The organism is Planctomonas psychrotolerans, assembly GCF_008642235.1.
Classification (GTDB): domain Bacteria; phylum Actinomycetota; class Actinomycetes; order Actinomycetales; family Microbacteriaceae; genus Planctomonas; species Planctomonas psychrotolerans.
On record NZ_SJEV01000001.1, the window covers coordinates 2478691 to 2493164 of the forward strand.

Annotated in this window: 14 protein-coding genes; 7 read left to right on the forward strand and 7 right to left on the reverse strand. The window is 69.5% G+C overall.

Annotated elements, in window-relative coordinates; translation table 11 throughout:
• Nucleotides 1–123: 123 nt before the first annotated feature.
• From guaB1 to EY822_RS11455, 3 genes are all read left to right on the forward strand, one after another.
• Nucleotides 124–1563: a GMP reductase gene (gene guaB1, locus EY822_RS11445; RefSeq protein WP_150308368.1), complete on the forward strand. Its 1440-nt coding sequence runs from the start codon at nt 124–126 to the stop codon at nt 1561–1563.
• A 199-nt stretch (nt 1564–1762) separates the two neighbouring features.
• Nucleotides 1763–3160 (forward strand): hemolysin family protein, encoded by a 1398-nt coding sequence (locus tag EY822_RS11450; RefSeq protein ID WP_150308369.1) that lies wholly within the window; start codon nt 1763–1765, stop codon nt 3158–3160.
• Complete coding sequence (locus tag EY822_RS11455; protein ID WP_150308370.1) at nt 3153–4196, forward strand: hemolysin family protein; 1044 nt, start codon at nt 3153–3155, stop codon at nt 4194–4196. Before EY822_RS11450 ends, EY822_RS11455 begins: the two co-directional genes overlap by 8 nt.
• A 78-nt stretch (nt 4197–4274) precedes the next feature.
• Here EY822_RS11455 and EY822_RS11460 read toward each other — a convergent pair whose 3' ends face one another.
• Nucleotides 4275–5360 carry an NADH:flavin oxidoreductase/NADH oxidase gene (locus tag EY822_RS11460; protein ID WP_150308371.1) on the reverse strand — a complete coding sequence of 362 codons (1086 nt, stop codon included), beginning with the start codon at nt 5358–5360 and terminating at the stop codon, nt 4275–4277.
• Nucleotides 5361–5412: 52 nt separating this feature from the next.
• Here EY822_RS11460 and EY822_RS11465 point away from each other — a divergent pair, with 52 nt between their 5' ends.
• Nucleotides 5413–6294, forward strand: coding sequence for an ADP-dependent NAD(P)H-hydrate dehydratase (locus tag EY822_RS11465; RefSeq protein WP_150308372.1), 882 nt, complete (start codon nt 5413–5415; stop codon nt 6292–6294).
• A 70-nt stretch (nt 6295–6364) separates the two neighbouring features.
• Here EY822_RS11465 and EY822_RS11470 read toward each other — a convergent pair whose 3' ends face one another.
• On the reverse strand, nt 6365–6721 hold the full coding sequence (locus tag EY822_RS11470; protein ID WP_150308373.1) for a hypothetical protein: 357 nt from the start codon (nt 6719–6721) through the stop codon (nt 6365–6367).
• 108 nt (nt 6722–6829) lie between these two features.
• On the reverse strand, nt 6830–7162 hold the full coding sequence (locus tag EY822_RS11475; protein WP_150308374.1) for a DUF7882 family protein: 333 nt from the start codon (nt 7160–7162) through the stop codon (nt 6830–6832).
• 108 nt (nt 7163–7270) lie between these two features.
• Here EY822_RS11475 and EY822_RS11480 point away from each other — a divergent pair, with 108 nt between their 5' ends.
• The 3 genes from EY822_RS11480 (at nt 7271) to EY822_RS11490 (ending at nt 10318) form a co-directional block, all read left to right on the forward strand.
• A complete protein-coding gene (locus EY822_RS11480) occupies nt 7271–8635 on the forward strand; it encodes a glycosyltransferase 87 family protein (protein WP_150308375.1) in 1365 nt (454 codons plus the stop codon).
• A 2-nt stretch (nt 8636–8637) separates the two neighbouring features.
• Nucleotides 8638–8946, forward strand: a complete 309-nt coding sequence (locus EY822_RS11485) for a thiamine-binding protein (protein WP_150308376.1) — start codon at nt 8638–8640, stop codon at nt 8944–8946.
• 94 nt (nt 8947–9040) lie between these two features.
• Entirely contained in the window at nt 9041–10318 is a 1278-nt protein-coding gene (locus EY822_RS11490; protein WP_150308377.1) for an MFS transporter, read from the forward strand.
• A 107-nt stretch (nt 10319–10425) separates the two neighbouring features.
• Here the strand turns inward: EY822_RS11490 and EY822_RS11495 are convergent, their stop codons facing one another.
• The 4 genes from EY822_RS11495 to EY822_RS11510 all read right to left on the reverse strand — a co-directional run bounded on the left by EY822_RS11495 (nt 10426) and on the right by EY822_RS11510 (nt 14421).
• Complete coding sequence (locus EY822_RS11495) at nt 10426–11082, reverse strand: response regulator transcription factor (RefSeq protein WP_150308378.1); 657 nt, start codon at nt 11080–11082, stop codon at nt 10426–10428.
• Nucleotides 11083–11120: 38 nt separating this feature from the next.
• Nucleotides 11121–12350 carry a hypothetical protein gene (locus EY822_RS11500; protein ID WP_150308379.1) on the reverse strand — a complete coding sequence of 410 codons (1230 nt, stop codon included), beginning with the start codon at nt 12348–12350 and terminating at the stop codon, nt 11121–11123.
• Entirely contained in the window at nt 12347–13513 is a 1167-nt protein-coding gene (locus tag EY822_RS11505; RefSeq protein ID WP_150308380.1) for a sensor histidine kinase, read from the reverse strand. Before EY822_RS11505 ends, EY822_RS11500 begins: the two co-directional genes overlap by 4 nt.
• 233 nt (nt 13514–13746) lie before the next feature.
• The gene (locus tag EY822_RS11510; protein WP_150308381.1) at nt 13747–14421 is read right to left on the reverse strand and encodes a response regulator; all 675 of its coding nucleotides are present in this window, start codon (nt 14419–14421) and stop codon (nt 13747–13749) included.
• Nucleotides 14422–14474 lie beyond the last annotated feature (53 nt).

Below are 14474 nucleotides of genomic sequence, written 5' to 3' on the forward strand. Positions count from 1 at the left end.
GGAAGAATCGTCGGTGATCCGTTCCGTGCGTCCAGCTATCAAGCCTAAACCTTCCCCGGTCATCCGGTGCGCCGACGCGGTGCGACCGGGAGTGCGAATCGGGGGAGCCGATACCGTTGGCGCATGAGGTTTTATCGCACGGAGCCCTCGCACGACCTGACGTATTCGGACGTGTTCCTGGTGCCCGGTTCCTCGGACATCGGGAGTCGTCTCGACGTCTCCCTCACCCCGGGGGACGGCACCGGTACGCACATCCCGATCGTGTCCGCGAACATGAACTCGGTCACCGGGCACCGCCTCGCCGCCTCCCTTGCTCGCCGCGGCGGGCTCGGGGTGCTGCCGCAGGACATGCACCTGCAGGATCTCGACGCCGCGATCCGGTGGGTGAAGAGCCAGCCCGTGGCGTACGACACACCGCTCGTGCTCGGTCCCGACGAGACGGTCGCCACCGCGCTCACGCACCTGCCGGCCGTGGCGGGCCACGGCATCGTGATCCATGACTCGGACGACCGGTACATCGGCTGCATCGAGGCGTCGCGCCTCGGCACCGCGCTGCCGGACGCGCGGCTCGGCGACCTCCTGCACGGGGCGCTTCCGTCGATCGACGCGGACGACGTGACGAGCGGGCGGGCCGCCTTCGACCTGCTCACCGCAGCCGGTCTCGAGTTCGCTCCGGTTCTGCAGCACGGTCGGGTCATCGGCACGCTGAGCGCGAAGAGCGCTCTGCGGTCCACCCTCTACAGCCCGGCGGTGGATGCGCACGGGCGGCTGATCGTCGCCGCGGCCCTCGGGATCAACGGCGACGTCGCGCGGAGGGCGGGGGCGTTGGCCGCCGCCGGCGTCGACGTGCTCGTGCTGGACACGGCGCACGGCCATCAGGCGGGCATGGTGAGGGCGATCGCGGCGGTGAAGGACCTCGACCTCGGGTTGCCGATCGTGGCGGGCAACATCGTCACCGCCGACGCCGTGACCGCGCTGGTGGACGCCGGTGCGGACATCCTCAAGGTGGGTGTGGGTCCCGGTGCGATGTGCACGACCCGGATGATGACGGCGGTCGGTCGTCCCCAGTTCTCGGCCGTGCTCGAGACGGCGCAGGCCGCGAAGGAACGGGGCGCGCACGTGTGGGCGGATGGGGGAGTGCGCTACCCGCGCGACGTCGCTCTCGCGCTCGCGGCGGGGTCCGCCTCGGTCATGATCGGATCCTGGTTCGCCGGGACGATCGAGGCGCCGGGAGTCCTCGCCACCGATGCGGAGGGCCGTTCCTACAAGGAGAGCTGGGGCATGGCGTCGACCAAGGCGGTGCAGTCGCGATTCGAACGTCTGAGCCCCTACGAGCTCGCCCGCAAGACGCTGTTCGCGGAGGGCATCTCCAGCTCGACGATCTACCTCGATCCGCAGCGCCCCTCGGTGGAGGATCTGGTCGACATGATCACCTCCGGGCTCCGCAGCGCGTTCACGTACGCGGGCGCGTCCACGGTCGACGAGTTCGCCGATCGTGCGCTCGTGGGCATCCAGTCCGCCGCCGGCTACGAGGAGGGCAAGGCTCTGCCCGCGTCCTGGTAACGGCAGGCCCTCCATATCCCGACGCATCGGGGCGGTATCTCCCGGCGGTCGCGAACAGGGGAATCGCCTGGCGGTTCGACTATGCTCGGTCGAATAATGGACGACCCTCCCTCTCATAAACCGGCGCCGCCACGCGCGGCGCCCTGCCCCTCCCACCCGCACAGCCCCTCCCTCGAGCTGAGGCCCCCAGGCGGTCCCCATGAATGAGTGGGTGATGCTCGCCATCGGCGTGCTGCTCACCATCGGCACCGGTCTCTTCGTGGCCTCCGAGTTCGCGCTCGTGAACCTCGACCGCTCGGAACTCGAATCGCGTCAGAGTCGCGGCGAGAAACGACTCGGCCCCGTGATCGGGGCGCTCAAGATCACGTCGACGCACCTCTCCAGCGCTCAGCTCGGCATCACGCTGACCACGCTCCTCACCGGGTACACCATGGAGCCGGCGATCAGCCGCCTGCTCGACCCGGTGCTCCTCTCGGTCGGTCTCCCCGAGGCGATCGTCCCCGGCATCTCCACCGTGACGGCGATCGTGATCGCCACACTGCTCTCGATGGTGATCGGCGAACTGGTCCCCAAGAACTTCGCGTTGGCCCTGCCTCGCCACACCGCCAAGGTGGTCGTGCCCTTCCAGGTGCTGTTCACCACGGTGTTCAAGCCGGCGATCCTCCTGCTCAACAACAGTGCGAACGGCATCCTCCGTTCTTTCGGGATCGAACCGAAGGAGGAGCTCTCCGGCGCACGCACGGCGGAGGAGCTCTCCTCGCTCGTGCGCCGCTCCGCCATGTCGGGGATGCTCGAGGAGGACACGGCGGTACTGCTGAACCGCACGCTGCTGTTCAGCGGCCACACCGCTGCCGACGTCATGACCCCGCGTCTGCGCATCGCCACGGTGGAGCGCAGCGATTCGGCGCAGGCGGTCATCGACCTGGCCAAGAGCACCGGGTACTCGCGGTTCCCGATCGTGGATGACGGAGTGGACGACATCGTGGGCCTCGTGCACGTGAAGCAGGCGGTGGCCGTGCCCCGCGCCAAACGCGCCTCCGTGCCCGCCGTCGCGCTTTCGTCCGAGGTCATCCGCGTTCCCGAGACCATGAAGCTCGACTCCCTCCTCGGCGAGTTGCGCGGACGCGGCTATCAGATGGCCGTGGTGGTGGACGAGTACGGCGGAACCGCCGGCGTCACCACCCTCGAGGACCTCGTGGAGGAGCTGGTCGGCGAGCTCGCCGACGAACACGACCGCACGCGTGCCGGAGTGGTGCGCAGCCGGGATTCCCTGACCTTCCCGGGCATGCTCCGGCCGGACGAGCTCAAGGAGCGCGCCGGCGTAACCGTGCCGGAGGAGGGACCGTACGAGACGGTCGCGGGATACGTCATGAGCGAGCTCGGACGGCTGCCCGCCGTCGGCGACGAGGTCGAACTCGAAACCGGCACGCTCCGGGTCGAGCGGCTCGACGGCAGGCGCATCGATCGCATCCGTTTCACGCCGTCGCCGCCCCAGGAGCCCGTCGGCGGCCCCGCCATCGATCTCAACGACACCGCTGCCGCAAAAGTGAACAGTGTGATGGAACTGAAGCGCGGAAGGGAGGAGTCCCATGGGTGACTACTGGTTCGGACTCGCGGCACTCGTCGTGCTGCTGGCGCTCAACGCCTTCTTCGTCGGCGCCGAATTCGCCGTCATCTCCGCTCGCCGGTCGCAGATCGAGCCGCTCGCCGAGTCGGGTAACCGGGCGGCGAAGACCGCCCTGTGGGCCATGGAGCACGCGACCCTGATGCTGGCCACGAGCCAGCTCGGGATCACGGTGTGCTCGCTGCTCATCCTCAACGTGTCGGAACCGGCGATCCACCACCTGCTGGAGATCCCGCTCGCGCTCACGCCGATACCGGAGGAGGCGATCTCCACCATCGCGTTCGTGGTGGCGCTGCTGCTCGTGTCGTTCCTGCACGTGGTGCTCGGCGAGATGGTGCCGAAGAACCTGTCGTTCTCCGTCCCCGACCGCGCCGCACTGATCCTGGCGCCCCCGCTCGTGGCGTTCGCACGCGTGTTCCGTCACATCATCGGAGCGTTGAACGCGACCGCGAACGGTGTGCTGCGCCTGTTCAAGGTCGAGCCCAAGGACGAGGCGGCGAGCTCCTTCACGCTCGACGAAGTGGCCAACATCGTGAACCAGTCCACCCGGGAGGGTGTGCTGGAGGACGCCAACGGTGCACTGACCGCCGCCTTCGAATTCACCAACAAGAAGGTCGAGGATGTGGCGATCGGCGTGGACAAGCTCATCGCGCTGCACGAGGCGGCCACGCCGGCGGAGGTCGAAGCCGCCGTCGCCCGTCACGGTTTCTCGCGCTATGTGCTCGTGAACGCCGAGGGCGAGCCCACGAGCTACCTCCACCTCAAGGACGTCATCGACCTGGACGGTGAGGACGAGTTCGATTCGCCCGTGCCGCCGAAGCGCATCCGGCAACTCGTGTCGATCTTCGACGGCACCGAGCTGGAGGATGCCCTCGCCAATATGCGTCGGTCGGGCGCGCACCTCGCGCGCACGTTCGACGCCGAGGGCACGACCACGGGTGTGCTGTTCCTCGAGGACATCCTCGAGGAACTCGTCGGCGAGGTCCAGGACGCCACCCGACGTCGCTGACCGGGCGGGGCTCGCCCGACTGAGCGATTGATCCGGCATCGCCAGCGGCGATGCCGGATCACTCGCGTAATGGTCGGGTCAGGAAGCCGATTCCGCCCAGCGGGCGCGGGCGTACTGGTGCGGCCAGTAGTCGAGCGTCACTCCCAGCTCGTGCGCGGCACGGAGGGCGAAGTGCGGGTCGCGCAACATCTCCCGCGCGATCATCACGGCGTCCGCGCTGCCGGAGGCGACGATCTCCTCGGCGTGCCGGGCGGTGGTGATCAGGCCGACGGCGTTCAAGCGGGCTCCGGTGCGACGCTTCACGTGCTCGGCGTGGGGGACCTGGTAACCGGGTCCGGTCGGGATGTCGGCGGGCACGTTGCCCCCGGTGGAGATGTCGAAAAAGTCCGCCCCCGCGGACTTCGCCCAGCCCGTGACCGTCGCCGTCTGCTCCTCGTCCCAGCCGTCCGGGGTCCAGTCGGTGGCGGAGAAGCGCACGAACACCGGCACGGTGTCACCCACCGCGTCGCGAACCGCGGAGACGATGCGGAGCAGCAGGCGCGCCCGGTTCTCGAGGCTGCCGCCGTAGTCGTCGGTGCGGCGGTTGCTGAGCGGGGAGAGGAACTGGTGCACGAGGTAGCCGTGCGCCGCGTGGATCTCGACGAGGTCGAAACCGGCCTCGACCGAACGCGCGGCGGCCGAGGCGAAATCGGTCACGATGGCGTCGATGCCCGGAACGTCGAGCTCCGCAGGCGCGTCGAGACCGGGAAAAGCGGTGGCACTGGGGCCGACCGTGCGCCAGCCGCCCCGGTCGAGCGGAACGGTTCCGCGGCCCCCGGTCGAGTGCACCGACGCCTTCCGACCCGCGTGCGCGAGCTGGATACCGAGCGGGGCACCCTGCTCGTGCACGAAGTCCACGATCGGCCGCCAGGCGTCCCGCTGTTCGCCGGTCCAGATACCCACATCCTCCGGCGAGATGCGGCCCTCCGGCGACACCGCCGCGGCCTCGGTCATCACGAGCCCCGCTCCACCGATGGCGAAACCGCCGAGGTGCACGAGGTGCCAGTTCGTGGGTACGCCGTCGCGCTCGTACACCGAGTACTGGCACATCGGCGCAACCCAGATGCGGTTGCGGGTCGTCATCCCGCGGATCGAGAGCGGGGCGAAGAGGGCGGATTCCGGCACGGGTGTTCTCCTTGTCGAGCGGTGGGGGCGCTGGTGAATCTATCGTGAGGGGATGAACGACGACTTCACCGCACCGGACGACCCGACCGAATCGAGCGATTCGACCGGTCGTTCGTGGTCCGATGCGGACGCGCGACGCAATGTGCGGTTGCCTGCGGAGGGTGACGACAAGTACACCCGCGGAGTGCTCGGCATCCGTACCGGCTCCAGCATGTACCCGGGGGCGGCGGTGCTCGGCGTCGAGGCGGCGGCGCGCGCGGGTGCGGGAATGATCCGGTACCTGGGCCCGGACCGTGCCACCGATTTCGTGCTGCAGCGGCGACCCGAGGTGGTGCCGGTCGACGGCCGCGTGCAGGCATGGCTGCTGGGTTCCGGCATGGACGCGGCGAGCCGCTCCGACGCCGACACCGCCGCCCTTCGGCACGCTCTGCAGCAGGGCGTACCGGTGGTGATCGACTCCGGCGCGCTCGATCTCGTCGGCGAGGTGACCGGACCCGCGGTGATCACTCCGCACTACCGCGAGTTGGCCCGCGTCCTCTCTGCCACGGGGAACTCGATCACGCCGGAGCAGGTGTCGTCGGATGCCGCGGGCTGGGCGCGGCGCGCGGCGGAACGGCTCGGCGTCACGGTGCTGCTGAAGGGCAACACCACGTGGGTGGCCGACCGCACCGGTGTGCTTGTACGGGTTCGGTCCGGGCCGGCCTGGCTCGCCACCGCCGGGTCCGGAGACGTGCTCGGCGGCATCCTCGGCGCATTCGCCGCATCGCACGCGGACCGGATCGTGGGGAGCGCGGCGGCGTTCGCCGACGTGGCCGCAACGGCGGCGCACGTGCACGGCCTCGCCGGTGAGCGGGCATCGGGCGGTGGGCCGCTGGTCGCGCTCGACATCGCCCAGGCGGTGTCGCCGACGATCGCCGCGCTGCTGCGCGACTAGCAGATCAGCCTCGGATCGTTCCCCGGTCAGCGCACCGATCGGGCCGGTGCAGGCGAGACGTCGCCGTCTGTCACGCGCCCTCGAGGGCGCGAAGCAGCTCCACGAGGTCGGAATCGTATTCGACCCCCTGATCGGCGGTGGCGACGTGGCTGTGCATCGCGGGGGAGGGGAAGTAGGGAGGATCGGGGAACCGGTCGTCGAGGTCGGCGATGTCCGACTCGGTCGACTTCAATTCGTCCGAGATGATCTGGCTGGCCGGTCCGAGCAGAAGCTTCGAGGATCCGATGCGGCCGTCGTCGGAGAGCACGGGGATGCTGATGGTGTCGCTGGTGTGGTGGATCGCGAGCAGTTGCGCGTGGGCAAGGACCGCATCGGCGACCCGGTCGGCGGTGACGATGACATCGTTCGCGTAGTGGATGCGCCTCATGGTTCCACTGTCGTCGCGCACCGGGCGCCGGACAACAGGGTTGCCGCCACGGAGGCGGTCGTGTACGAGCAGTGCGCGGCGGCCGTATCGGAGGCGCGCTACGGTCGGTCAGACGTCGCCGTGCGGCCGCTCGGTGGCGCTCGGCGCGGGTTCGTCCACGATGTGGAGGCCCTGCGGGCTGTTGGCCAACTCGATGAGCCGGTCCAGCCACTCCCTGTTGAGCTGGGGATGCCCGTTGCCGGAGTACAGGAAGAGCAGGGGGACCGACGGGTGGATCCAGGCCGCTCCGCGTCCCGAGCCGTTCGCCACGCCATTCGCCCAGGAGAAGAGGAAACTCTCGTGTCGGCGGAGCTTCGACCCCATCACCACCTGCAGGTGCGCGAGCGGGCGGTCGTCCATCGGGATCTCGAAGCCCGCGTGCCCGTACACCAGTCGTCCCATGAGGAAATCTCCGTCCCCCTCCACCATATGGCCCCGTCGCGTCCCGGCACCAGTCGCAGGCGTGCTTCCGCCGGTATCGGGTGGGGGCCCGCCGGTAGCATGGCCCGCGTGGAAGCCGGGTCGACGCGCAGCGGGGTGACGGGCGCGCGACCGCTCCGTGCGACCGCGCCGACAGGTGATCCGTTCGACGCCCTGCTGCTCTGGGGTGCCTTCGCCGTCGTGCACCTCGTGCTCGCCTCCATCAACCTGTTCGCGGTCGCGGCGAATCCCATCGGCGACGTGCGCGTGGTCTACCTGGGCTGGGCGGAGGACGCGCTCGCCGGTCGCGTACCGGGAATCGACGTGTCGTTCGTCTACCCGCTGCTGGCGATGGTGCCCATCCTGCTCTCCCTCTCCCTCGGTGCGAACGCCTACGCGGGCACCTGGATGCTGCTCGTCACCCTGCTCGACGCGATCGCCTTCGCCGCGTTGGTCGGCGCCCCATGGCGGTGTCGCGATCGCGCAGCCGATGCGCGCCCCGCCGCACCGCGCTACCCCGGCACCCGCTCCGCCGCGTGGTTCTGGCTCGCATTCCTCCTCGCGCTCGGACCCATCGCGATGGGCCGCATCGACGCGATCACCATTCCGCTCGCCATCGTCGCGCTCCTCTGGGCAGCACGCCGCCCGGCTGCGTCGGCCCTGCTCCTCACGGCGGCGACCTGGATCAAGGTGTGGCCCGCCGCAACGATCGGAGCGCTGCTCATCGTGTCCCGGGCCCGCGGGAGGGTGGTGGCGGCGGCCGCGATCGGGTCGGCATGCATCGTCCTGGCGGCGCTGGCCCTCGGCAGCGGGGCGACCGTCTTCAGCTTTCTCGGTGAGCAATCCGCCCGAGGACTGCAGATCGAAGCGCCCCTCGCCACAACCTTCCTGTGGCTCGCGTCGGCTGGAGCCGACGGAGCCCTGGTGTACTACGACCGCGACATCCTCACCTTCCAGGTGACGGGGCCGGGAACGGCACTCGCGAGCGCGACCAGCACCCCGCTGATGGCGGGCGCCGTGCTCGCGCTCGTCGCGCTGGGCATCCGGGCGGTCCGCCGCGGATCGGACGGCAGCACCCTGCTGCCCCTGCTGACCCTGAGCCTCGTCGTGGCGCTCATCGTGTGCAACAAGGTGGGTTCACCGCAGTTCGTCTGCTGGCTGGCACCGCCGCTCGTGCTCGGCGTGGCGGTCGCCCGGGAGCGATTCCGCACTCCGGTCGTGCTCGCGTTCGGTATCGCGGTTCTCACCCACCTCGTCTACCCCTACCTGTACGGGTCGCTGCTCGCCCTCGAGCCCGCCATGCTGCTCGTCCTCACCCTTCGGAACCTGCTGCTCTGCGTTCTGCTCCTGTGGTGCGGAGTGCGGGTGTGGAAAGCTGGCAGCACGCCCGACGCGCCGCCGGTCGGCGGAGTGCCGCAATCCGCGGATCCCCGGGCACTTCCAGGGAGGACCTAGTCATGCTCGTCGCTTTTTCCGTGGCCCCGAGCGGGGGAGAGGGCAGGGACGCGTCGGTGCACGACGCTGTCGCCGCCGCAGTCGCCGTCGTCCGCGCGTCGGGTCTGCCCAACCGCACGAGTTCGATGTTCACCGAGATCGAGGGGGAGTGGGACGAGGTGTTCGATGTGATCAAGCGCGCCACGGAGGCCGTTGGCCAGTTCGGCACCCGCGTGTCGCTCGTGCTGAAGGCCGACATCCGCCCGGGCTACACGGGAGAGATCGACGCGAAGATCGAGCGGCTGGAGCAGGCGCTGCCCGACGAAGCCTAAGCCCTTCCGCGACCTTCCGCGCCCTCCCGTTCGACCCGTCGCGTCCCGCCGGAGCGGTGCCGGGTGGGTCGGGCCGCGCCGGTAAACTCGTCGAGTGAATCCCCTCCCTGCAGGGCCGACGCAGCTGTCGCCGGCCCGCATTCGCTGCGCCCTTCTCGCGCTCGCCCTCGGCGGCTTCGGCATCGGCGCAACGGAGTTCGTGGCCATGGGACTGTTGCCGGACATCGCCCGCGACCTGCTGCCGGGCCTGTCGGCCGAATCGGCGGAGGAGGCGAACGCGCGCGCCGGCTGGCTGATCACCGCCTACGCCCTCGGGGTGGTGGTGGGAGCGCCCACCATCGCCGCGGCCGCGGCGCGCTGGCGGCGCAAGCAGTTGCTGCTCTGGTTGCTGGCGGCGTTCACCGTGGGCACGGTGCTGTCGGCGTTGCTCCCCACATTCGAACTGGTGGTCGCGGCGCGCTTCCTGGCGGCTCTGCCGCACGGCGCGTACTTCGGCATCGCGTCACTGGTTGCGGCGGGCCTCATGGGTCCGGGCAAGCGAGCCCGCGGCGTGGCCTTCGTCTTGTCGGGGCTCACCATCTCGAATGTGATCGGCGTGCCTCTCATCACCTTCCTCGGGCAGAACACGAGCTGGCGGGTGTCCTACCTCGTCGTCGCCGGCCTCTTCGCGCTCACCCTGCTCGCCGTCGCCCTGCTCGTGCCCCGTCAGCCCGGTGACCCCGGTGCCACCATCCGGAACGAGCTTCGCGTGTTCGGCCGAGTGCAGGCGTGGCTGGCGCTCCTGATCGGTGCCGTCGGCTTCGGAGGGCTCTTCGCCGTGTACACCTTCGTGGCGCCGCTCGCGACCGAGTTCACGCGGCTCGACATCGCGCTCGTGCCGGTCGCGCTCGTCGTGCTGGGGCTCGGCATGACGGGGGGAAACGTGATCGGCGGCTGGTACGCCGACCGTGGCGCTGTGCGGGCGATCCTCCTCTTCTTCGCGGTCCTGATCGCCGCGCTGATCGGGCTGGCGCTCACGGCGGGAACGACAGCAGGACTCTTCGCGTTCCTCTTCGCGGTGGGCGGTGCCGCCTCCGCGCTGTCACCGAGCATCCAGGTGCGGCTGATGGATGTGGCGCAGGACAGCCAGTCGATCGCGTCCGCACTGAATCACGCCTCCCTCAACATCGGCAACGCGTCGGGGGCATTCTTCGGTGCCCTCGCGATCGGAGCGGGCTTCGGATACCTGTCCCCGGTGTGGGTGGGTATCGCCCTGAGCGTGGCCGGCGTGCTCATCGCCGCGGTGGGATTCCGGATCGAGCGGCGCTCGTTCTCGTTCGTGCCACCGCATGATCCCCACCCGACGACCGAACCGATCGCGCTGGGCGGCTAACGCCGGACCGGACGCGGGGACGGCCGGACGCGGGGACGGGCGGACGCGGGGACGGGCGAACGTGCGAGCCGACAGGTGCGGAGCGCACAGCTCGGCCGCACAGCGGACTAGTCGGTCTGCAGCAGGATCCCGTCCTGGATCGCGCGCTTCCGCAAAGCAACCTTGGTGCCCACGTCGAAGCCGGCCACCCGGTACTTCTCGCGGATCCGCTTGAGGTAGGACTTCGCGGTCTCCTCGGAGATGCCGAGCTGGTAGGCGACCGACTTCACAGGCTCCCCACCGCCGTAGAGGGCCATCACGCGCCGTTCCTGCGCGCTCAGCTTGGGCACGCCGCCGACGTCGGTGGCGTTGAGGGCGAGGTCGAGTTCGCTCGAGATGTACGACGATCCCACGTTGGCGAGCCGGATCGCGTCGGCGATCATGCTCGCGTCCTCGCTCTTGACCAGGTAGCCGAGCGCACCGGAGGCCAGTGCCTCGCGCACCACGTTCGGCTCGGAGTAGGTGCTCATGAGCACGGTCCGCACGCCCGTCGTCTTCAGTGTCGACAGCTTGAGCGAGATCGGGATGTTGTCCTTCAGATCGAGGTCGAGCAGCACGACGTCGACGGGGAACTCCGGGTGGGTCAGCAACTCGGGCCAGGTGGAGACGGCGGCCACCATGTGGATGTCGTCCGCCACGTTCCGGAGCCACTCCGTGAGGGCGCCGAGGATCATCTTGTGATCGTCGACGATCGCTAGTCGGATGCGTTCTTCTGGAGAAGCCACTTCTCGTCCTTCGTGTTGGGTGGTTCGTCGGCCGCGGACTATTGGTCAGCGGGGTTGTCTACGAGGCATTCGATGTCGAGATGCACGCTGCCGTCGCTCACCTGGACCACGTACTCGCCGACCTTCTGCAGCGCTTCGCGGGTCGAGGGGTCGAGGCGCGCGCGCGGCACGCCCGTGGTGGAGATGCTGATGGGCACCGTGACCTGACGCATCGGGCCGTCCGACGTGTTCGCGATCGGTCCGAGGGTCAGTTGAACGGTGACCTCGGGGCGGCTGCTGCTCGTGAGGAGCAGCCAGGTGGCGGAGAGCAGGCCGTCGCGTTGGCGACCATCCAGCAGACCGGCGAGGCTGTGCGGATCGACGAGGTGCACGGACGGGCCGAGAAATTCCGACTCGGTGATGGCGTGGTACAGCCAGGTCTCCCGGCGGCCCTCGATGAGGTGCAAACGGAGCTCGGTCGCCAGGGATGCCGCGGTGGACGCCGTCTCGGGCGCGAGGGGGAGCGGCGTGGACGCGGAGGCCACGCCGTCCAGCAGTTGCTCGGCGGCGAGGTCGAGTCGGGCGAGCTCCTCCGACGCGAGCATACCCACCGCGAACCGCGGGGCCGAGACGGTGCTCTGCACCAGCACCCGGTCGAGTTCCACCTCGACCATGTGCCGGAACCCCGACACGACGACCGCGCCGAGCAGGGTCGGGAACACCGCTCGTGCCATCACGGTGAGGTGCGGCGCGATGTTCTCGAGGTCCATCGGCCGACCGAACACGATCACCGCGAGGAGGACGAGGCCGAGCACCGCGTCGGCGATCAGCACATCCCGTGCCCGGCGGAGGGTGACGAGGACGAGGAGCGCCGCCCCGACGGTGACGGACGAGGTGGCGTAGTGCGCCGGCTCGTAGAGCGGCATGATCGCCGCCACGTCGAGAGCTACCACACCGCCGAGCGCGAGGAGCAGAACGGCGAACATCCCGTTGGGCAGCCGCGAGGAGTTGCGGCGCACGACCACGGCGGTGACGAGCAGGCTGCCGATGAACAACACCCAGGAGGCGATCACCAGTTCGGGATGCACGTGCTTGTCCGACTGCATGGCGAACTGGATGATTCCGTAAAGCGTGGCCACGGTGCACGCGACCATCGTGCCGAACCCCAGATAGTCGATGCCGACGGTCCCCGGTCGGATACCGACGCTCTTGGCCACCCGGGCGGTGCGTTTCGCTCGCGTTCCCGGCACGGCGCCGAGCGTGTTCTCATCGAACGTGGACTGGCTCACTTGGGCACCTCCAGCACGACCGTGGTGCCGGAGCCGGGAGCGGAGAAGAGGCGGGCGTTGCCGCCGACGTCCCGCAACCGTGCGACCACCGACTCTTTGAAGCCGAGCCGGGCCTGGTCGATGTCCCCGATCGCGAACCCGACGCCGGAGTCGGTCACCATGGCGCGCACGGTGGTGTCGTCATCGGTGATCGTCACGTGGGCGACCGTGACCCCGGAGTGGCGGCGCACGTTCTCGAGGCATTCGGCGAGGGACAGGAGGAAGGCGTCGAGGATGTCGCTCGGCAGGAGGACCTGACCCGTTCCGTGCCAGTCGACCTCCAGTCCGATCCGCCCGAAACGCTGCTTCACCGATTCGAGGGTGTTGCCGAGTACCGACTCTTCGACCGCCTCGAGGGCGTAGCCGCCCGACGCCTGAGGCACCGGGGTTCCGCCGAGTCGGAGCTGGCGCAACAGCCGGGCATCGTTGGCGGCCTGCTCCTGCAGCGCCTTCTCGGAGACGCCGACGCCCGAGTGGGCGAGCAGGGTGAGCGTGGCGAGCACCGTGTCGTGCAGCAGCCGTGCGCCCTGGCGGCGCTGGGCCTCGGTCTCGCTGGCCTGTCGCTCGGCGCGGTGCGCCCTGCCGATGCTGGTGATGCGGCGCGCGGCGCGCCGGGTGTTGTGGGTCAGCCACAGTCCGAGCAGCAGGGCGGAGGACCATCCGACGACGATGAAGACGACCGTGCCGAACAGGCTGCTGCGGCCGAGCTCCGTGGTCAGCAGCAGACCGAGCGTTGCGAGGAACGCTGCCGCGAGGAGCGCCAACCGACCGGGCGTGGGTCGCATGGAGATGGCCACCGATGCCATCGACCCGGCGGCGATGTGCAGAGCTCCGGTGACGGCCGCCACGGCGGGTTCGTCGACACCGGGGAACCGGGTGAGGAGGACGAGGAGCGCGAAACCGGTGAGCAGGATGATTGCGGACCACGGATGCCTGCCGGTGACGCCGATGCGGTACTGGCTGAAACCGAGCAGCAGCAGCAGCGGCAGGACGACGGCAAGCGCGATGGGCGGGAGCGCACCGGGGATGACGACGCAGAATGCGGCGAGAGCGGTGAATCCGAGTCCGAACACGCGCGTGGTGCGCTGAAGCAGCCTGTCGCGCTCCCGAACGATCTGATTCATGCGGCCCCGTGGTCGAATGGACGATTCGCGGGGCCGTTCCACGGGTGCAAGCCCCCACGGTGAACCCTCGCGGGGGCACCTGAGTCGTACATTTTTTTCGAGCCCCCGCGGCACAGTCTAGTTGCGAGGGCGCGGAAATACGGCCGTTCGGGGGCGTGAATCACTCCCCGACGCGCCCAAAACGGGGGGCACGGGCCGCTCCGAAGGGCTGCTCGGGTCCTTGTGCAGAGGAATTACTGTTCCGGCGCGATCCAGCCCTGGCGGATGGCGTGCCTCCGGAGCAACTGCTTCGTGCCGAGATCGACGCCCACGGCCAGGTGCTTTCGACGGGCCCGCTTGATGTAGGACTTGATGGTCTCCTGCGTCGTGTCCATCTCGTCGGCCACCTCGCGAATCGACCGGCCGCCCGCGTAGAGCGTGAGCGCGCGCTGCTCCTGTCGGCCGAGTCTCGGGTCGCGCAGCATGGTGGCGTTCGCCAGGGCGACCTGCACCGCGGGCGAGTATCGCTGACGGTTGATGGACGCCGCGTGGATCGACTCGATCAGTTCGGCGGCCGACTCCGTCTTCGGCAGGAAGCCCGCGGCGCCCGCGGCGATCGCGCCGCGGATGGAACCGATGTCCGCATGCCGACTTACGACGATCGTCTTGCTCCCCGCGGCCGACAGGGTGCGGATCTTGCCTCCGATGGGCACGTCGTCTTCGAGGCCCAGGTCGATCACCGCCACGTCGGGCGGGAAGTCAGGGCTGGACAGGAGTGCGTTCCACGTGGTGACCGCACTCGTCACCTCCACGCCGGTGCGCGGCTTCGTCAGGCGGGCGGTGAGGCCGTCGAGAAGGAGCTGGTGGTCGTCAACGATGGCCACGCGCACCCTGGTGGGTGCGGTGGTCGCGTGGGAAATTCGGGTCATCGGGATCGTCCTGATTCTCATGGCCCGTTCCTCGAACACCCCCCGTGTCGAGG